Below are 18981 nucleotides of genomic sequence, written 5' to 3'. Positions count from 1 at the left end.
GAACCGTCGATCACGTTACCAGCGGGGACAGCGTGGGTATGCGCAGCGTGCCGTGCGTAACACTCTCGCCAGTCGTTGATGCATGGTGCAGGAAAATTCGGACAACACAACACAGTCATCCCAAGTGATGGGTAATGAGCACTTGACCAGTTCTCTCATTCCCCGTACCGTCACGCTCCGTAGCGATCGCTGGGGAGAACCCCGGGTACCAGCACTGGGAGAGTCGTCAATGGCTTCTGAGTACGCCAAGTCGTTGGGCGCGCGTCTGCGCTCCATCCGCCAACAGCAGGGCCTTTCCCTGCAAGGTGTGGAGGAGAAGTCGAACGGCCGTTGGAAGGCGGTCGTCGTCGGCTCCTACGAGCGCGGTGACCGGGCCGTGACGGTGTCCCGCCTCGCCGAGCTCGCCGACTTCTACCGGGTCCCCGTCTCGGAGCTGCTGCCCGACGGCAGCGGTGTCCGGCACGAGCCCACCAACAAGATCGTCCTGGACCTCGAGCGGCTGTACGACGAGGCGTCCGAGGAGCTGGCCTACGTGGCGCGCTACGCGCGGGCGATACAGCAGCAGCGCGGTGACTACAACGGCCGGGTCCTCTCGATCCGCGCCGACGACCTGCGCGCGCTGGCGATCGTCTACGACTCGTCGCCGTCGGGCCTGATCGAGCGCCTCAACGAGCACGGCGTTCTCGTCGCCGACCCGCGGGCCTTCTTCGCCAGCTGAGCGCTGGCCAGGGCTCCGAGCCACACGGCGAAGGGCCCCCACCGCCGCCACAAGCGGTTGGTGGGGGCCCTTCTGTCGTTTTTATCGCGGTGCGTACTCCGCGATGCGACCGATGAGGCCGTTGAGGAACCGGGGACTGTCGTCCGTCGACATCTGCCGGGCGAGCTCGACCGCCTCGGTGATCGCGACGGCGTCGTCGATCTCGTCGACGTAGAGCAGCTCGTAGACCGCGATCCGGGCCAGGTTGCGGTCGACCACCGGCATGCGGTCGATCGTCCAGCCCTCGGCGTAGCTCGCGATCAGCTCGTCGATCCGGTCGAGATGCGTCGCGACGCCCTTGACCAGGCCCTCCGCGTAGTCCAGATGGCCCGGGAGCGGCCGTTCCAGCCGGGCCACGTAGTCCGTGAGGACGTCACCCGGTGGCCGGTCGCGCAGGTCGGCTTCGAACAGCACGTCGAGGGCCCTCTTGCGCGCCTTGCGGCGCGCGGGCATCGAGGTCTTGGGGCCCTCGGCCATCAGGCGCGGCCGAGGTAACGGCCGTCGCGGGTGTCGACCTTGATCTTCTCACCGGTGGTGATGAACAGCGGGACCTGGACGGTCGCGCCGGTCTCGACGGTGGCGGGCTTGTTGCCGCCCGTGGAGCGGTCGCCCTGCAGGCCCGGCTCGGTGTAGGTGACCTCCAGCACCACGCTGGTCGGAAGCTCGACGTAGAGCGGCACGCCCTCGTGGGTCGCGACGATCGCCTCGGCCTCGGGCAGCAGGTAGTTGGACGCCTCACCGACGGTGCCGCCGGCGACGTGGATCTGGTCGTAGGTGTCGAGATCCATGAAGACGAAGTCTTCGCCGTCCGCGTAGAGGTATTGCATGGTGCGCTTGTCGACGGTCGCGGTTTCGACCTTGGTGCCCGCGTTGAAGGTCTTGTCGACGACCTTCCCGGACAGCACGTTCTTGAGCGTGGTGCGCACGAATGCACCACCCTTGCCGGGCTTGACGTGCTGGAACTCCACGACGGACCACAGCTCGCCGTCGAGGTTGAGAACCAGACCGTTCTTCAGGTCGTTGGTGGTGGCCATTTCCTGCCTTGATCTTCACTCGGCGGACAGACCATGCGAGTCTACCGGCCATCAACGGATGCCATCTTCCTCGGGTGTCCGCGCCGGTCCTCGCCAGCCAGGGTGCCGGCCAGCTCGGACGGTGCCGGGCCTGGGGAGTCGCCGGCACCCTCTGCGTCGCTCTGGGTGGGTTGGGGGCGGGCGCCGGGCCGGCAGCGGGGCCGCTGGCCCGCCCGGATCTCCCGGTCGACCTGTTCAACGCCGGCGTGACGGTCGCGTACTTCGGGCTCGTGCTCCTGGTGGTCGCCTGGTGGCGGCTGGGCCGGTTGGTGCGGCAGCGCCCGCTCACCGTCGAGGAGATGCTCGCCACGCTGCTCATGTGGGCGGCGCCGCTGCTGATCGCGCCGCCGGTGTTCAGCCGCGACGTCTACAGCTATCTCGCCCAGGGCGCCATGGTCGGCGCGGGCCTCGACGTCTACACCTCCGGGCCGGCCGACCTCGGCGGGCCGTTCAGCGCCGAGGTGCCGGCGATCTGGCAGCACACCCCCACGCCGTACGGGCCGGCCTTCCTGCTCCTGGCCACGGCGGCGGCGGCCGTCGTGGGCGGGCACGTCACGGTCGGCGTGCTGGTGCTGCGGTTGGCCGCCCTGGCCGGCGTGGCGCTGCTGGCCGTGTCGCTGCCGCCGCTGGCGCGGCGCTGCGGTGTCCCGCCCGCGGCCGCGCTCTGGCTCGCGGCGCTCAATCCGCTGGTGCTGCTGCACCTGGTCGGCGGGGCGCACAACGACGCCCTGATGGTCGGCCTCCTGGCGGCCGGGCTGGCCGCGGCGTTCGCCGGCCGGCCGGTGCTCGGCGCGGTCGCCGTCACGCTGGCCGCCCTGGTCAAGGTGCCGGTCGCGGTCGGGCTGGCCGGGGTGGCGCTGATCTGGGCCGCCCGGGCCACCGGCCGGTGGCGCCGGGTCCGGGCCTTCGGCGGCACCGGGTTGGTCGCGCTCGGCACGGCGGTGTTCGTGACCTGGGTCGCCGGCACCGGGTTCGGCTGGGTGGGCGCCCTGCGCACGCCGGTGACCGCCGACAGCTGGTCGCTGACCAGCGCGCTCGGCCGGGGCACGGAGGCCTGGCTGGCGGCGCTGGACGCCTCGCTGGGCACGGCGCCGGTGACCGTGTGGCGGCTGGCCGGCATGTGCGCGGCCGTCGCCGCGGCGCTGTTCGTCTGGCATCGCCGCCGGACCGTCGGCCCGGTGCGGGGCGTCGGCCTGGTGCTCGGCGGCGTGGTGGTGTTCGGGCCCGCGGTGCGACCCTGGTACCTGCTCTGGGCCGTGGTCCCGCTGGCCGCCGCGGCGCCGCACGGCCGGGCGGGCCGGGTCGCGGCCGCCGCCTGCGCGGTGCTCGCCCTGGTGGTGCTGCCCGACGGCTTCGCGCCCACCGCGCACACCCTCGGCTTCGCCGTCATCGGTGGCTTCCTGGCGGTGGCGCTGCTGGTGATGGCCGCGTTCGCGACCCAGCCGGACGACGACCTGGCGACCGGACTGGCCCGATGACGGCGTCGCGCCGCGTGTTGTGGGCGCTGGCCGTGCTCGCCGTGGTGTGGGTGATCGTGGTGCCCGGCCGGCGGGGCTTCTTCGACGTCGGCGTCTACTACGGCGCGGTGCGGCACTGGCTCGGCGGCGGGGAGCTCTACGACTACCTGCGGCCCGGCACGGTCTACGGGTTCACCTATCCCCCGTTCGCGGCGCTCGTGATGACGCCGCTCGCGCCGCTGTCGTGGCACATCGCGATCGCGGTCAGCATCGCGGTCAACGTGCTGGCCGGCGGGCTGGTGATCCGCTGGCTGGTCGGTCCGGGCATGCGGGCCTGGCTGCTGGTGGCGTTGCTCTGCGTGTTCCTGGCGCCGGTCCGCGACACGGTCAGCTTCGGTCAGGTCAATCTGGTGCTGCTGGCGCTGGTCTGGTGGGACCTGCGCCGAGGCGACCGGGCCGGTGTCGGCATCGGGTTGGCGACCGCGGTCAAGCTGACGCCGGGGCTGTTCGTGCTCTACCTGGCGCTGGCCCGCCGCTGGCGCGCGCTCCTCGTCGCGGTGGCCACGGTCGCGGGGGCGATCCTGCTCGCAGCGGCGGTGGCGCCCACCGCGTCGCGTACGTTCTGGACCGAGGCGCTCTGGAACACCGGCCGCGTCGGCGATCTGGCCTACGTCTCCAACCAGTCGTTGCGGGGACTCGTGGCCCGCGTGGGCCTGCCGGGCTTCTGGTGGGCGATGGCCGTGCTGGCGATCTGTGCACTGTGGATGGTCAGATGCCGGGCCGCCGCGCAGGCCGGTGACCACCGCACGGGTTTCGCGCTGACCGGCGTGGCGACCTGCCTGATCAGCCCCGTGACCTGGGTGCACCACCTGGTCTGGCTGCTGCCGGCCCTCTACCTGGCCTGGCGGCGCGGACGGGCGCGCTGGCTGGTGGTCGCGGCGTACGTGCTGCTGTGCACCAGCGCGGTCTGGCTGTGGGCCGACGGCGGGCGGTCGCTCGCGGCGGTGATCGGCAGCAACCTGTACGTCTGGATCGCGCTCGGACTGCTGGCATTCCTGCCGATCCGCGAGCCGGCCGGTCAGTCGCTGACGGTGGCGAACGCCTCCGCGAGCAGGTCGTCGGACGGGCCGTCGAGGACGTCGGTCTCGGCGAGCGCGTCCAGCACGATGAACCGCAGCCGCGAGCCGCGGGCCTTCTTGTCGACGCGCATGGCGGCCAGCAGGTCCGGCCAGGCCGCCGCCGAATAGGTCGTGGGCAGGCCCAACGCGGTCAGGATCGCGCGGTGGCGGTCGGCGGTCGGCCGGTCGAGTCGGCCGGCCAGGTGGCTGAGCTGCGCGGCGTAGACCAGGCCGACCGAGACCGCGTCGCCGTGCCGCCAGGTGTAGTGCTCGACCTTCTCGATCGCGTGGGCCAGCGTGTGACCGTAGTTGAGGATCTCGCGCCGGCCGGACTCCTTGAGGTCGCCGCCGACGACGTCGGCCTTCACCCGCACGGCGTACTCGATCAGGCGCCGGACCGCCGGACCCGCCGGGTCGGTGGCCGCGGCCGGGTCACGCTCGATGAGGTCGAGGATCGCCGGCTCGGCGATGAAGCCGCACTTGACCACCTCGGCCAGCCCGGCGGTCAGGTCGGCCGGCGGCAGCGAGTCGAGCGAGTCCAGGTCGCAGAGCACCCCGGCGGGCGGGTGGAACGCGCCGACCAGGTTCTTGCCGGCGGCCGTGTTGACGCCGGTCTTGCCGCCGACGGCCGCGTCGACCATGCCGAGCAGCGATGTCGACACGGGCACCCAGCGCACGCCGCGCAGCCAGGCGGCGGCGACGTAGCCGCCGAGGTCGGTCGCGGCGCCCCCGCCGACCGCGACCACCGCGTCGGACCGGGTGAACCCGGCCGCGCCCAACCGATCCCAGCAGGCGGCCGCGGTCTCGATGGTCTTTCCGCTCTCGGCGTCCGGTATCTCGATCCGGGTGACCGCCCGGCCCTCGGCGCGCAGGGCGGCCTCGACCGCGCCGGCGCGCCCGGCCAGCGGCGCCGAGGCGAGCACCGCGACCCGGTCGGCGCCCGGCAGCAGCGCGGCGATCTGGTCGGTCAGCCCACGCCCGACGACCACGTCGTAGGCCTGCTCGCCACCGACCGGAATCCGCGTGATCTCATCCATCGGCGCCGAGCATAGCCGTCAGCCCATCGTCTTCTGGCCGTCGATCGTCTCGCGGAGGATGTCGGCGTGGCCGGAGTGCTGCGAGATCTCGGCGATCAGGTGCAGGAACACGCGCCGGACCGTCCAGGAGGCGCCCGGCTCGAACCACGGCGCGGTGGGCAGCGGGTGGGCGGTGTCGAGGTCGAGCTTCTCGACGAGCGCGTCGGTCTCGGCCGCTGCCGCCTCGAAGTCGGCGACGAGGTCGGCCAGCGTCGCGCCCGGCGGCATCTGGAAGCCGGTCACCCAGTCGACCTCGACCGACGCCATGCCCTCGGCGCCGCCGGCCGCGAACGCGGACCAGCTCCGCTCGATGGTGGCGACGTGGCGCAGCAGGCCACCCAGGCAGAGCGCGCTGGCGGTCGGCGTCAGCCGGGCCTGCTCGTCGGTCAGCCCGCCCACGGTGAACAGCAGAAACCCACGGTGACGCTGGAGGGAAGCCAGCAGATCGGCACGCTCAGTCATGCCACGCAGCTTAGGGGGTGCGGACCGGGTCACCGAGGGCGTGCGCCGGCATCTCGAGCTCGGTGCCGTGCTCTTCCTGCCAGTCGTACACCTTGCTAATCGTCACCGTCGACGCGAAGAACTCGCGGGCCGACAGTCCACCCACGACCGGGTCGTTGTCCTGTGCCAGCAAGGTGCCCGGGACCAGGCGGAAACCGGCCCGGAGCGCCGCGCTGAGCCGGCGGTGGCCGTCGACCACGAAGAAGCGCGAGTCGGCGTAGCCGATCGAGATCGGTTCGAGCGCCTCGGGACCGGGGAGCGCGGCGGCCGACGCGTCGGACATCCCGCGCAGCGCCGTGATGTCACCCGTCGGGTAGATCCGGGCCGGGTCGAGCAGCAGCAGCGGCGGGCTCTCGGCGAGGATCCGCGCGCCGATGCGGCCCTCGATCGCGGCCACCGCCAGGTCGATCACCTCGTCGGGCCGGGCCCGCGTCGTGTCGAGGACCAGGTCGTAGTTGCGCAGGGCGTGCTTGTCGGCGTGGTAGCGGGTGAGGAACCGCTGGCGCTCGCTCTCGCTGCGGCTGCGCAGCTGGTCCTTGGCCTCTTCGAGCGTGGCGTAGTTCTCCACCTCGTTGGCCGGCCGCCCCAGCACCCGGCGGGCCGCCACGGTCGGGTCCGTGATCAGGTGGACCTTGAAGCCGTCGGTGAAGAAGAACCAGGCCAGCCGGCTGTCCATGATGACCCGTTGACCGGATTCGGCGATCTCGCGCTGCATCTGGTCGACGGTGCCGTCGATCACGTCGTCGAGCTCGGCGTGGAGGTTGAGCTGGAGCGCGGTCATTCCCCGCTCACGGGCCATCTCGCGATAGAGGTCGCCGACGCTGATCCGGCGCACGTGCAGCCGCTCCGACAGCCCTACCGACACGGTGCTCTTGCCACTGCCCAGGTCACCGTTGACGGTGATGGACCGCTGGTTGCCCATGCGCCTCGATCCTCGAAGTAGCTGGCCCGATTTGTCGGACCCACCCGCTTTACGCCAATCTCTCGTCGATCCTAACACCAGCTTTCTGCGCCGCCGATCGCCCGTTTGCTCTATCCCAAGCCACTCAAGGGTGTCCTCAGTGGAGGCTCAGCGCGCGGCGTGCTCGGCCAGTCGCTCCGCGTGCTCGCGCACGGCATCGCGCAGCTCCGGCGGACCCACGATCCGGAACGGCCAGCCCAGTCCGGCCAACATTTGCGCCATTCCGGGCAGGCTCTGGGCCCGGGTCTTCATGAGCACGCCGTCCTCGGTCTCGGTGATCTCCGCGACACTGGCCGGCACGCGCCGCCGCACCTGGGCCAGCTCCGCCTCGAAGAGCACGTCCACCTCCCAGGTGTACGGGACGCCGGCCAGCGAGCGGGTGACGTGCGCGACCGCGTCGAAGCCGTCCGGGACGGTGAACGTGGCTTCGCCGGTGTCGACCGCGTTGATCCGGTCGAGCCGGAAGGTGCGGATCTCGCCGCGCCGGTGGTCGAAGCCGGTGAGGTACCAGCGGCCGGCGTGGAAGACCAGCCCGTAGGGGTCCACCTCGCGCAGGGTGACCGCGCCCTTCCAGGAGCGGTAGGTGATGCTGACCCGCCGGGTGGCCCGGGCGGCGGCGCCGAGCGCCAGCAACGTCGTGGTCGCCGGCCGCGCGGCGGGCGCGCTGCGGTCGACGGTGAACCCGAGACTCTCCTGGACGCCCGCGAGCCGCTCGGACAGGTTCTTCGGCAGCACCCGGCGGATCTTCGCCAGAGCCGGGCCGGTCGCCGGCGCCTCGGTGGTGAGCCCGAGGTGCTCGGCGGCGATCAGCCCGAGCACGACGGCGGCCGCCTCGTCGTCGGTGAGCATCAGCGGCGGGAGCTTGTAGCCGGGGCTCAGCCGGTAGCCGCCGTAGCGGCCGCGGGCGGCGGCGACCGGGATGCCGAGGTCGGCGAGCGTGCCGGCGTAGCGGCGGACGGTGCGTTCGTCGACGCCGAGCCGGGCGCCGAGGTCGGCGCCGGTCAGGTGGTGGTGCGACTGCAGCAGTTCGAGCATCCCCAGCACGCGGGAGGCCGGATGTGACACCCGTCACTCTCCTTATCCGGACCGAAACTGTCCGGATGCCATCCTACGCTCACGGCATGACTGAGACGTTCGTTCTGGTGCCGGGCATGTGGCTCGGCGGTTGGGTGTGGGACGCCGTGGCGCAGCGGCTGCGGGCGGCCGGTGACCGGGCGATCCCGGTCACGCTGGCCGGGGTCGGCGAGCGGGTCGACGAGGGTGACGCCGACCTGGAGCAGCACGTCGCGGACATCGTAGCGGCGGCCGAGGGCTCGTCGAACGTGGTCCTCGTCGGACACAGCTACGGCGGACTGCCGGTGACGGCCGCGGCGGCGCGGATCCCGGTGTCGCGTGTGGTCTATGTGGACAGTGGGCCGTTGCCGGACGGCACCCGCCAGCTCGACATGGGTCCGCCGCCGGAGTCCACGGGGCCGGTGCCGCCGCGGCCGTGGGAGCCGGCCGACGACCCGGTGCTGCTGGCGGGTCTCGACGACGACGCGCTTTCACTGCTGCGCAAGCGATCCACCACGCATCCGTACGCGTCGGTGGCGCAACCCCTGCGCCGCGGGGGCGCATTGAACCCGCCGGCCTCGCTGATCGCGAGCACGTTCTCCCTGGAGCAGATCGCGCAGATGCGGGCGGCCGGCCACCCGTTCTTCGCGGCCATGGGTGACGACGTGGTGATCCGCGCGCTGCCGACCGGCCACTGGCCGATGCTGTCGGAGCCGTCGCGGCTGGCGTCGCTGCTCAGGGCTTGAGCAACGCCTGGATCTCCTCGGCCACCTCGTCCGGCGTACGCCCGTCGGTCTCGACTGTGATCGTCGCGACCGACTCGTAGAGCGGGAGGCGCTGGTCCAGCAGGAATTTCAAGGTGGCCCGCGGGTTGATCTCGAGGAGCGGCCGGCCGGAGTTGAGGCCGACCCGCTTGACCGCCTCGCCCAGGCTCACCACCAGGTGCACGACCTGGTGGTGGGCCAGCGCGGCGCGGGTCTCCTCGGCCAGGATGGCGCCGCCGCCGAGGGCGAGCACACCGTCGAAGTCGCTGACCGCGCCGGCCACGGCGGCGCGTTCGAGGGCCCGGAAGTGCTCCTCGCCGTCGTCGAGGAAGATCTCGGGGATCGGCTTGCCGGCGGCGGCCTCGATGTCGGTGTCGGTGTCGCGGAACTCGACGCCGAGCCGGCTGGCCAGGGCCCGCCCGGTGCTGGTCTTACCGGCGCCGGGCGCGCCGACGAGGATCGCCCGCGGCCGGCGGCTCATCGGATCACCAGGTTCTCGAGGTAGCCGGCCAGGTTGCGGCGGATCTCGGCCACCGAGTCGCCACCGAACTTCTCCGTGGCCGCCTCGGCCAGCACGAGCGCCACCATGGACTCGGCGACGATCGCGGCGGCCGGCACGGCGGCCACGTCGGACCGCTGGTTGATCGCGGTGGCCGGCTCGCCGGTGCTCACGTCCACGGTGGACAGTGCCCGGTTGAGGGAGGAGATCGGCTTCATCGCGGCCTTGACCCGCAACGGCTCGCCGGTGGTGATGCCGCCCTCCAGGCCGCCGGCCCGGTCGGTGACCCGCTTGACCCCGTTGGCCGTCGGGATGATCTCGTCGTGCGCCTGCGAGCCGCGGGAGCGGGCCTGCGTCCAGGCGTCGCCGATCTCCACGCCCTTGATGGCCTGGATCGACATGAGCGCGGTGGCCAGCCGTGCGTCGAGCTTGCGGTCCCACTGGACGTGGCTGCCCAGGCCGGGCGGCACGCCGTACGCCAGGACCTCGACGATGCCACCCAACGTGTCGGCGTCGCGCTTGGCCGCGTCGACCTCGGCCACCATCCGCGCGCTGGCCTCCGGGTCGAGGCAGCGGAGCGGGTCGGCGTCGACGCGCTCGGCGTCCTCGGGCCGCGGGTGCAGCCCGGGCTTGGCGGAGACGCTCCCGAGCTCGACGACGTGCGACACGATCTCGATCCCGAGCGCCTGCCGCACCATCTCCCGCGCCACGGTGCCGACCGCGACCCGCGCGGCGGTCTCCCGGGCACTGGCCCGCTCCAGAATCGGCCGGGCGTCGGTGTGCCCGTACTTCTGCATGCCCGCGAGATCAGCGTGCCCCGGCCGCGGCCGGGTCAGCGGCGCGTTGCGGGCCTGCTTGGCGAGCACGTCGGGATCCACGGGATCGGCCGCCATCACGGTCTCCCACTTGGGCCACTCGGAGTTGCCCACCCGCACCGCGACGGGGCTGCCGAGCGTCACCCCGTGCCGCACGCCACCGAGGATCTCGACGACATCCTGCTCGAACGACATCCGAGCGCCCCGCCCGTAGCCGAGCCGCCGCCGCGCGAGCTGCCGGCCGATTTCGGCGCTGGTCACCTCGACGCCGGCCGGCACCCCTTCGAGCACAGCCACCAACGCGGGCCCATGCGATTCCCCTGCGGTCAACCAGCGCAACACGGCCCAAGTTTGACATGACGCCACCCGCCGCCCACCATCCGGCCACCCCATCCCACTCCCCGGACAACCTTCAATCCCGGGTGCCGCGGACCGGCCCCAGCGCGTCGAAACACGCCCAGGCATCGTCGGCACAGCCGCCCACAGATGCGGCCCACGCATGATTGCCGCGCCTCATCCCGCCACACCGTTTCTCCGCCGGCGCCGGAGACCCGCCCGTTCCCCTACCTCGCCGCTTGCGTGAGCCGAGCGCCCACGGCTATCGAGTCGAACAGACCCCACGCGTCGTCATCCCGACCGCTGCTCGCACGAATGCCGCCACCTCTGCCGTGCGCTCCGCCGACGCGTTCGATGGCCAGCATGATGGCCGTCGAGTCGGCCGCCACCGGCGCCGAGGCCTGCTGCGCCAGGCTGCGCCGGCGCGCCTCTCGCCACGTCGCGTCCTCGGCGTGTCGCGGCGGCGGGGGCCATGTCTCCCTGGGCATACATGCCAAAACGTGTGCGCACATGGTTTGGCATGTATGCCCCAGGAGACACCCCGGCCCGACAAGCGACACGCCTGGAACGAGCGGGCCAGGACCCACGAACGCGCACCGCAGCGCCGCACGAGGCAGCACGACAAGGCGCGGCACACGGCAAGGCGCGGCATGCCGGGACCGGTGGGGATGGACCTCTGGCGGGCTCAGGTGCGTTCGGGCGTGGCGCCGGTGGTCACGGAAGCCGGCTGCGCCGGCGCCGTTGAGCTGGTCGGGTGTTCAGGAGCGGGCGCGGAACAAGGCTTCGCGCATCGCGGCGGTGGGTGGCTCGGCGCCCGTGAAGAGGCGGAACTGGCCCAGGGCTTGGGCCAGGAGGAGGTCCAGGCCCGAGAGGATGTGGCAGCCGGCGCTCGCGGCCGAGTCGGCCAGGGGGGTTGGCCACGGGTCGTAGATGGCGTCGAAGACGATCGTCGACGGGTGCCAGGTGGCGTTGATGGCGATCGGGTCGGCTACGCCTTTGGGAACCGTGGAGATGACCACGTCCGCTGCCAGGGCCGGTTGGGCCTCCGGCCACAGGGCCGGGCGGAGCGGCACGTTGAGGTCCGCGGCGGCGGCCGCCAGTTCCTCGATCGCCAGCTGGCGGCGGGCGACCACCGTGACCGACTCGGCGGCCAGGTGGGCGGCGGCGGCCACGGCCGCGCGGGCCGTGCCGCCGGCGCCGAGGACGGTGAAGCGGGCGCCGCCCGTCACGCCCGCCTCGGTCAGCAGGGTGACCATGCCTTCGACGTCGGTGTTGGTGGCGTACCAACCGGCATCACGGCGGACCAGGGTGTTGGCCGCGCCGACCGTGGCCGCCAGCGGCGCGACCTCCGTCGCGACCTTCAGCGCGACTTCCTTCAGCGGCATCGTCAGCGACAGGCCGGCCCACTCCGGGCCCAGGCCGGCGACGAAGCCGGGCAGGCCGGCCTCGTCGCATTCGATCGCCGTGTAGGACCAGTCCGTCAGGCCGAGCGCCGCGTAGCCGGCGTTGTGGATCACCGGGGAGAGCGAGTGGGCGATCGGCTTGCCCAGGACGGCCGCACGGGTCAATTGATGATCCCGGCCTCGCGTGCCTTGACCTTGTTGGCCTCGTGCTCCGCGTCGGTCTCCGCGAAGGCCGAGTGGCCCTCCTTGTCGATCGCGACGAAGAACAGCCAGTTGCCGGCCGGCGGGTTCATCGCGCCCTCCAGCGCCTGCTTGCCCGGGTTGTCGATCGGCGTCGGGGTCAGGCCCTTGTAGAGGTGGGTGTTGTACTTGTTCGTCTCGTCGGCGTAGTCCGACTGGTCCATGTCCTTGGACGCCTTGGTCTTCTTGCCGGCGACCTCGAGCCCGTAGTTCAGGGTCACGTCGAACTGCAGCAGCATGTCCTTGACATAGACCCGGTTGTACGCGACCCGTGCGATCTTGCCCAGGTCGTCCTTGTTGCCGGCCTCCGCCTGGGCCAGCGACGCCACGATCAACGCCTCGTACGGCGCGATCCCGCCGCGGTTCTTCTCCACGTTGTCGGTGAACTTCATCTCGCCGACCACGGTCAGGAAACGATTGACCATGATGTCGAGGACCTGTTTGGCGTTGGGCTTCGGCGGCATCTCGTAGGTGTCCGGGAAGAGGAAGCCCTCGAGTGACTTGGTGACCTTCTTGCCGTCCTTGCGCGTGAACCAGTAGTCCGGGATCTTGAACGAGTCGACGTTCTTGGCGGCGTTCTGGAAGTCCTTGACCGGGATCTTGGTCTGTTCCGAGAGCTTCTTGAACGTGCCCAGCATCGTCAGGCCCTCGGGCACGGTGACGCCGTTTACGATCTTGTTCTTCGGGTCGACCAGGACGGCCAGCGCGGCCTTGCCACTCATCTGCTTCTGGAGCCCGTAGACACCGGGCTGGATGTTCTTGCTGCGGCTGTCCGCGTCGGCGGCGTCGACGAATGCCTTCGCGCTCTTCACGACATCGGCCCGGAAGAGGGTGTTGGCGATGTCGGTCGCGGTCTCCAGCTGCTTGACCTCGACGTTGACCTTTTCGCCGGTGCCGGCGCCGTCGTAGTCGGGGGTGGTGAAGTAACCCTGGATCCGGTCGAACCCGTACCAGGCGCCGGCGCCGAGGCCGCCCAGCAGGATCAATGCCATGAAGAACGCTATGGCGGTCTTCCCGCCGCCGCCTTTGCGCTTCTTCTTGCCGGTCGCCGCCGCCTTGCGGTACCCGCGTCGATGTCGGCCCTTGTCGGCCCGGTCCTCGAACGCGAGGTCAAGGTCGTCGATCGTCACGTTCGCCTCCGCTGCGCGTCCAGCCAGCCCTGCAGTATCTCCACCGCGGCCGCCTGGTCGACCACCGCGCGTTGGCGCCGTCCCCGGACGCCGCGCTCGGCCAGCCTACGGGTTGCGACGACCGTCGATAGCCGCTCGTCTGCCAGCCGCACGGGCACCGGATCGATGACCGTCGCCAACCGGTGAGCATAGGCCCTCGCTCCGGTCGCCGCAGGTCCGTCCTTGCCACCCAGCGTCACTGGCAGACCGACCACCACTTCGATGATCGCGTGCTCCTCGACAAGTCGCGCAAGTTCGGCGATATCTGCAGGTATAGCGTCTTCCCCGGCATCCGTGTCACGACGCAAAGTGACCAACGGCGTGGCGAGAATGCCGTCGGGGTCGCACATCGCGACCCCGACACGCACGTTACCTACATCCACACCGAGACGTACACCCCGGTGAAAAGCGCTCAGACCGTCACGCTCCGTCAATAGCCTTTTCCACAGCGGCCAGAAGGTTGGCCGCCTCGGCCGCCGGTACGCCGCCACCCTGGGCGAGGTCGGCGTTGCCGCCGCCGCGACCCGAGAGCGCGCCCTTGACCAGATCGGCCGCCGACAGCCCGCGTCCCTTGGCGGCCGCGTTGGTCGCCACCACGAGCGAAGCCTTGCCGCCCGATCGGCCGGCCACCGCGACCACGGCGGGCCGCGCGGCGTCGATCTTGCCGCGGATTTCCTGCGCGAGGGTACGCACGTCGTTGCCCGCCGCGCCCTCGGGCGCCTCGGTGCCGACGAACGCGACGCCGCGGATGTCGACGGCGCCGGCCGCCAGCGCCGCGGCCCCGCCCAGGACCAGCTGGCCGCGGAGCTTCTCGAGCTCCTTCTCCGCGTCGCGGAGCTGGCTGATCGTCTGCGCGACGCGCTCGGCGACCTGCTCCCCCGGCACCCGGTAGAGCTCGGCGAGCCGGGCCACGAGCAGGTGCTCGCGGGCGAGGTGCTGGAACGCGTCGATGCCGACCAGCGCCTCGACGCGGCGTACACCGGAACCGATCGACGCCTCGGAAAGGATCTTCACGAGGCCGAGCTGGCCGGAGCGGGCCACGTGGGTGCCACCGCACAGCTCGCGGGCGTAGTCGCCGACCTCGACGACCCGCACCTCGTCGCCGTACTTCTCGCCGAACAGCGCCATCGCGCCGAGCCGCCGGGCCTCCGCCTGCGACGTGATGAACGCGTGCACCTCGAGGTCGCCCAGCAGCACCTCGTTGATCTGCTGCTCGACGTCGTTGAGCACGCTCGGCGGAACGGCCGCCGGGGTGTTGAAGTCGAACCGCAGCCGGCCCGGCGCGTTGAGCGAACCCGCCTGGGTCGCCGACTCGCCGAGGAAGTTGCGCATCGTCTGGTGCACCAGGTGCGTCGCGGTGTGGGAGCGGGAGATCGCCTTGCGCCGCGTGATGTCGATCTCGGCGAAGCCGGCCTCACCGACCCGCAGCTCGCCGCGGACGACCTTGGCGCGGTGGATGACCAGGCCGGGCACGGGCGACTGCACGTCGAAGACCTCGACCTGCCCGCTGCCCACGGTGATCAGGCCCATGTCGGGCTGCTGGCCACCGCCCTCGGCGTAGAACGGCGTCGCGTCGAGGACCAGCTCGATGGTGTCGCCCTCGCCGGCCACCTCGAGCGCCGTGCCGCCGCCGTCGAGCACCGCGCGGACCCGCGACTCGCGGCTCACCTCGGCGTAGCCGGTGAACTCGACCGGCCCGCCCGCGTCGAGCACCGCCCGGTAGGCCGACAGGTCGACGTGGCCGGTCTTGCGGGCCTGGGCGTCGGCCTTGGCCCGCGAGCGCTGCTCGGCCATCAGCCGGCGGAAGCCCTCGGCGTCGACCTGCAGCCCCTGCTCGGCCGCGATCTCCAGGGTCAGGTCGATCGGGAAGCCGTACGTGTCGTGCAGCTGGAACGCCTTGTCGCCGGAGAGCGTCGTGCCGCCCGCCTGCTTGGTCTCGGTGACCGCGGTGTCGAGGATCGTCGTGCCCGCGCGCAGGGTGGAGAGGAAGGCCTCCTCCTCGGCGTACGCGTAGTCGGCGATCCGGCCGAAGTCGTCGGCCAACTCGGGGTAGGACGGCGCCATGCAGTCCCGGGCGACCGGCAGCAGCTCGGGCAGCGAGCGCTCCTGCCAGCCGAGCAGCCGCATCGCCCGGATCGCGCGACGCATGATCCGCCGCAGCACGTAGCCCCGGCCCTCGTTGGAGGGGGTCACGCCGTCGCCGATGAGCATCAGCGAGGTGCGCACGTGGTCGGCGATGACCCGCAGGCGCACGTCGTCGGGGTGCGACTCGGCGGCGACCTGGCTGTGGCCGGCGCCGTAGCGCTTGCCGGTCAGCTCGGCCGCGCGGTCGAGGATCGGCTTGACCTCGTCGATCTCGTAGAGGTTGTCGACGCCCTGCAGCAACGAGGCCATCCGCTCGAGGCCCATGCCGGTGTCGATGTTCTTGGCGGGCAGCTCACCGACGGTGTCGAAGACCTCTTTGCTCTTCACGTTGGTGATCTCGTACTGCATGAAGACGAGGTTCCAGAACTCCAGGAACCGGTCCTCGTCGACCTCGGGGCCGCCGTCGGGGCCGTACGCCGGGCCGCGGTCGTAGTAGAGCTCCGAGCACGGGCCGGCCGGGCCCGGAATGCCCATCGACCAGTAGTTGTCCTTCTTGCCCCGGCGAACCAGGCGCTCGGCCGGGATGCCGGTCCGCTTCCAGATCTCGATCGCTTCGTCGTCGTCGAGGTAGACCGTCGCCCAGATGCGCTCCGGGTCGAGCCCGAACCCACCCTCGTTGACCGGCTTGGTGACCAGGTCGAAGGCCAGCGGGATCGCGCCGGCCTTGAAGTAGTCGCCGAACGAGAAGTTGCCGTTCATCTGGAAGAACGTGCCGTGCCGGCTGGTCTTGCCGACCTCGTCGATGTCGGGCGTGCGGATGCACTTCTGCACGCTGGTCGCCCGCTCCCACGGCGGGGTGCGCTGGCCCAGGAAGTAGGGCACGAACTGCACCATGCCGGCGTTGATGAACAGCAGGTTCGGGTCGTCGATGGCGGGCAGCGGGGCGCTCGGGACCACGGCATGGCCGTTGGCCTCGAAGTGCGCGAGAAACCGCCGCTTGATCTCCGCCGTCTTCATCAGTTGCCTTCCTCAGTGATGGCGCTGCCGTGGGTGCGAACCGTTGATCGGCTCGTCGAACTCGACCTCGAGGTCGTCACCCCGCAGGTCTTCGAACTGGTCCTCGAAGGTGACACCGTTCGCGAACGCCTCGTGGATCTGCTGCTCGCGCTCGGCCATGTTGACGCGCACGTCGTCGACGAAGGCGCGGACCGACTCGACGAGGCCGCCGGCCTGGTGGCTCAGGGAGCCGGCGATGCCGCTCGGGGTGAACTCGTTGGCCTTCTGGGTCAGCTTGCGCACGACCAGGGCACCGACCGCGAGGCCGACGCCGAGCCAGAGCAACCGCTTCATGCTTCCATCCTTCCTCGCGGACAGCCGGTCAGCGCTGGGTGGCCCGCTTGGCGGCGCGGCGCTGCTGCTTGAGGGTGGTGCGGACCTCGCGCTCCTCCTCCGCGTGGCGGCGGGCGGAGGTGGCCCGGCGCACGCCGTAACCGAAGGCGGCGACCTTGACCAGCGGGTTGGCCGCGGCGGCCGAGACCACCGTGGCGAGGTTGGCGACGTTGGCCGTCACGTTCTGGGCGTGCCCGGTCATCGTGTCGATCTTGGCGAGCTGCACGTTGACGCCGTCGAGCGAGGTGTGCACCTGGCTCAGCGCCACGTTGACACCCTCGATTGTCGTGTTCGCGTTGGCCAGGATCGGGCCGGTGCGGTCGTTGAGATCGTTGATCGCGTTGGTGGCCGCGTCGATCGTCTTACGGAGCCGCAGGATCGGCACCGCGAGCACCAGCACCAGCATCAGGAACGCGCCGGCCACGACGAGCCACGCGACTTCTCCACCGTCCACCCGAACCTCCTCCACGACGTACCCGGTGCGCCAACGTGCAGACCCTACCGTCCGTAACGCCACACGGCCTCACGACGGTGCGGCCGTGGGCACGAGCCCGTACGGCGTCTCGCCCACTTCTCCCGGGTTGACGTCGGGCAGCGGCCCGGTGCGCTCGTCGGCGATCGCGTTGCGGACCTTGATGGACACGTCGGAACCCTTGCAGTCCTCGGGGTTCAGGCCGACCGGCGGTCCCTGCGAGGCGCCACCCTCCGGCTCGACACCGATGGGGACGTTGCCGCAGGCGGGCGCCCGTACCCACAGGTCCATGGTCAGCTCGTCCCGCGTCCAGCACGTGTAGCTGCCGTCGACCTTGGTCTCCGGACACTTGGCCGGCTTCCAGCTCTGCCAGCCGTTGGCGACGAGCGCGTCCTGGTAGGCCTTCGCCGTCTCCTCTGGCCCTTGCGTCGAGTGGGTGGTCCGCTCCCGGAACCGGCACTCCTCCAGGCACCACCGGTTGCCGTCGATCTGGTCCTGCGGCTTCGTGTTCGCCCAATCCGGCACGCCGAGGCTGTCGAGCGAGGCGAACACCGGGTCGCGCGACTCCGCCTGGGCCCACGAATAGACCGGAAGAGCCACGAGCACGAGCAGGATCCCGAGCACGAGTACGCCGAGCCGGACGTTGCGCGGGTCGCGGATCTGCTCGCGCAGCTGGGCGGGCGACACGCTCATTCTGCGGGCCGCCGCGTTCGGGCGTTGCGGGATCGGCTGGCTGGTCTCCGACGGGATGCCAGGGACGGACGCCGAGCGGCGGACGGCCGGATCGGGCTGGTCCGGAGGTGCGCCCGGTGGGCGGGCGGCACCGGTGGCCGGGCCGGTCGGTGGGCGGGCGGCGCCGGTGGCCGGGCCCGTCGGTGGCCGGGCCGCGCCGGTGGCCGGGCCGGTTTGTGGGCGGGCGCCGGGTGGGGCCGGCGCCGGCGCGGCGGCGGCCGCCCGGACCGGTGGGACCGCGGCGGCCGCGGCGGCCGGCGGGCGGGGCGGGCCGTCCTGGCCCGGTGCGTCGGTCGGGACGGGTACGCCGGCGCGGGCCCGGGCGCCGTTCGGTCCCGTGGGCATGCCGGGTCCGGCCGGGCCGGACGGCGGGCCGGCCGGGCCGAGCGGGGGGCCGGGCGGCGGGCCGGCCGGGCTGCCTGGGCCGGGTTGAGCCGGTGGGCCGCCGGGTGGGCGCGCGGCGCCGACGGCGCCGGGGCGGCTCGCGCCTCGGGCTGGGGCGCCCGGCGGTGGGGCTACGCCGGGTCCGGCGGCCATGCCGGGGCCGGCGGCCGGTGGGCGTGCCACGCCGGTCGCGTCGGGGCCGCCCGGGCGGTTGGGCTGGTCAGGGCCGATGGGCGGGCGAACAGCGCCGGTGCCGTCGGGTCGTAGCGGCGGCCGTACCGCACCCGTGCCGTCGGGTCGCAGCGGCGGCCGCACCGCACCGGTCCCGTCGGGCCGTTGGGGCGGCCGAACCGCACCCGTTCCGTCCGGGCCGAGCGGCGCCCGCACGGCGCCCGTTCCGTCAGGCCGTTGCGGCGGCCGAACCGCACCCGTTCCCTCGGGGCCGAGCGGCGCCCGCACGGCACCTGTTCCGTCAGGTCGTTGGGGCGGCCGCACCGCGCCGGTTCCGTCGGGGCCGAGCGGCGGGCGAATGGCGCCCGTTCCGTCGGGGCCGACCGGCGGTCGGACCGCGCCGGTCGCGCGTCCGCCGGCCGGCCGGTCGGGTCTCCGGCCACCGGGCACGCCGGTTCCGCCGGCCGAGCCAGGCCCGGTCGGTGGCATCGGGGGGCGCTCGGCCCGGCCCGGGCGAACCGGGCCG

At 72.1% G+C, this 18981-nt stretch carries 18 protein-coding genes and 1 pseudogene; 4 read left to right on the top strand and 15 right to left on the bottom strand.

The features are described from left to right. Positions 1 to 229 precede the first annotated feature (229 nt). Entirely contained in the window at positions 230 to 718 is a 489-nt protein-coding gene (locus O7635_RS21610; protein ID WP_203703049.1) for a transcriptional regulator, read from the top strand. Between the two features lie 81 nt (positions 719 to 799). Here O7635_RS21610 and nusB read toward each other — a convergent pair whose 3' ends face one another. After that, the gene (gene nusB / locus O7635_RS21605; RefSeq protein ID WP_278085545.1) at positions 800 to 1210 is read right to left on the bottom strand and encodes a transcription antitermination factor NusB; all 411 of its coding nucleotides are present in this window, start codon (positions 1208 to 1210) and stop codon (positions 800 to 802) included. A gap of 23 nt (positions 1211 to 1233) precedes the next feature. Continuing rightward, complete coding sequence (gene efp / locus O7635_RS21600; RefSeq protein ID WP_278082269.1) at positions 1234 to 1791, bottom strand: elongation factor P; 558 nt, start codon at positions 1789 to 1791, stop codon at positions 1234 to 1236. 74 nt (positions 1792 to 1865) lie between these two features. Here efp and mptB point away from each other — a divergent pair, with 74 nt between their 5' ends. Together mptB and O7635_RS21590 are read left to right on the top strand one after the other, a co-directional pair. Next, the gene (mptB, locus tag O7635_RS21595; protein ID WP_278082268.1) at positions 1866 to 3308 is read left to right on the top strand and encodes a polyprenol phosphomannose-dependent alpha 1,6 mannosyltransferase MptB; all 1443 of its coding nucleotides are present in this window, start codon (positions 1866 to 1868) and stop codon (positions 3306 to 3308) included. Next, positions 3305 to 4126 (top strand): annotated as a pseudogene (locus tag O7635_RS21590) (glycosyltransferase 87 family protein); the annotation flags it as partial. The gene mptB and the pseudogene O7635_RS21590, both read left to right, overlap by 4 nt. 239 nt (positions 4127 to 4365) lie before the next feature. Here the strand turns inward: O7635_RS21590 and aroB are convergent. The 4 genes from aroB to O7635_RS21570 all read right to left on the bottom strand — a co-directional run bounded on the left by aroB (position 4366) and on the right by O7635_RS21570 (position 8008). Next, complete coding sequence (aroB, locus tag O7635_RS21585; RefSeq protein ID WP_278082267.1) at positions 4366 to 5442, bottom strand: 3-dehydroquinate synthase; 1077 nt, start codon at positions 5440 to 5442, stop codon at positions 4366 to 4368. Positions 5443 to 5460: 18 nt separating this feature from the next. Beyond that, complete coding sequence (locus O7635_RS21580; protein WP_278082266.1) at positions 5461 to 5943, bottom strand: DinB family protein; 483 nt, start codon at positions 5941 to 5943, stop codon at positions 5461 to 5463. Positions 5944 to 5953: 10 nt separating this feature from the next. Next, the gene (locus O7635_RS21575) at positions 5954 to 6904 is read right to left on the bottom strand and encodes an AAA family ATPase (protein WP_278082265.1); all 951 of its coding nucleotides are present in this window, start codon (positions 6902 to 6904) and stop codon (positions 5954 to 5956) included. Positions 6905 to 7051: 147 nt separating this feature from the next. Then, on the bottom strand, positions 7052 to 8008 hold the full coding sequence (locus O7635_RS21570) for a YafY family protein (RefSeq protein ID WP_278082264.1): 957 nt from the start codon (positions 8006 to 8008) through the stop codon (positions 7052 to 7054). Positions 8009 to 8064: 56 nt separating this feature from the next. Between O7635_RS21570 and O7635_RS21565 the strand changes: the two genes are divergently transcribed. After that, positions 8065 to 8742 carry an alpha/beta hydrolase gene (locus tag O7635_RS21565; RefSeq protein ID WP_278082263.1) on the top strand — a complete coding sequence of 226 codons (678 nt, stop codon included), beginning with the start codon at positions 8065 to 8067 and terminating at the stop codon, positions 8740 to 8742. Here the strand turns inward: O7635_RS21565 and O7635_RS21560 are convergent. The 9 genes from O7635_RS21560 to O7635_RS21520 all read right to left on the bottom strand — a co-directional run bounded on the left by O7635_RS21560 (position 8732) and on the right by O7635_RS21520 (position 18245). Further along, the gene (locus O7635_RS21560; protein WP_278082262.1) at positions 8732 to 9241 is read right to left on the bottom strand and encodes a shikimate kinase; all 510 of its coding nucleotides are present in this window, start codon (positions 9239 to 9241) and stop codon (positions 8732 to 8734) included. The genes O7635_RS21565 and O7635_RS21560 overlap by 11 nt on opposite strands. After that, positions 9238 to 10416, bottom strand: coding sequence for a chorismate synthase (gene aroC, locus O7635_RS21555; RefSeq protein WP_278082261.1), 1179 nt, complete (start codon positions 10414 to 10416; stop codon positions 9238 to 9240). The genes O7635_RS21560 and aroC overlap by 4 nt, the downstream gene beginning before the upstream one ends. A 752-nt stretch (positions 10417 to 11168) precedes the next feature. Further along, positions 11169 to 11978 carry a shikimate dehydrogenase gene (locus O7635_RS21550; RefSeq protein ID WP_278082260.1) on the bottom strand — a complete coding sequence of 270 codons (810 nt, stop codon included), beginning with the start codon at positions 11976 to 11978 and terminating at the stop codon, positions 11169 to 11171. After that, complete coding sequence (gene mltG, locus O7635_RS21545; protein WP_278082259.1) at positions 11975 to 13183, bottom strand: endolytic transglycosylase MltG; 1209 nt, start codon at positions 13181 to 13183, stop codon at positions 11975 to 11977. The genes O7635_RS21550 and mltG overlap by 4 nt, the downstream gene beginning before the upstream one ends. Next, entirely contained in the window at positions 13180 to 13638 is a 459-nt protein-coding gene (ruvX, locus tag O7635_RS21540) for a Holliday junction resolvase RuvX (RefSeq protein ID WP_278085544.1), read from the bottom strand. Before ruvX ends, mltG begins: the two co-directional genes overlap by 4 nt. A gap of 4 nt (positions 13639 to 13642) precedes the next feature. Beyond that, complete coding sequence (gene alaS / locus O7635_RS21535) at positions 13643 to 16324, bottom strand: alanine--tRNA ligase (RefSeq protein WP_278082258.1); 2682 nt, start codon at positions 16322 to 16324, stop codon at positions 13643 to 13645. A gap of 12 nt (positions 16325 to 16336) precedes the next feature. Continuing rightward, positions 16337 to 16657 carry a hypothetical protein gene (locus tag O7635_RS21530; protein ID WP_278082257.1) on the bottom strand — a complete coding sequence of 107 codons (321 nt, stop codon included), beginning with the start codon at positions 16655 to 16657 and terminating at the stop codon, positions 16337 to 16339. A gap of 28 nt (positions 16658 to 16685) precedes the next feature. Then, positions 16686 to 17150, bottom strand: a complete 465-nt coding sequence (locus O7635_RS21525) for a DUF948 domain-containing protein (protein WP_278082256.1) — start codon at positions 17148 to 17150, stop codon at positions 16686 to 16688. Positions 17151 to 17219: 69 nt separating this feature from the next. Beyond that, complete coding sequence (locus tag O7635_RS21520) at positions 17220 to 18245, bottom strand: hypothetical protein (protein ID WP_278082255.1); 1026 nt, start codon at positions 18243 to 18245, stop codon at positions 17220 to 17222. Positions 18246 to 18981: the final 736 nt, after the last annotated feature.

The sequence above is a fragment of the Asanoa sp. WMMD1127 genome, from assembly GCF_029626225.1.
Lineage (GTDB): Bacteria > Actinomycetota > Actinomycetes > Mycobacteriales > Micromonosporaceae > Asanoa.
Note: the sequence above shows the minus strand (reverse complement) of the source record. Positions and strands in the feature narration are given on the sequence as shown.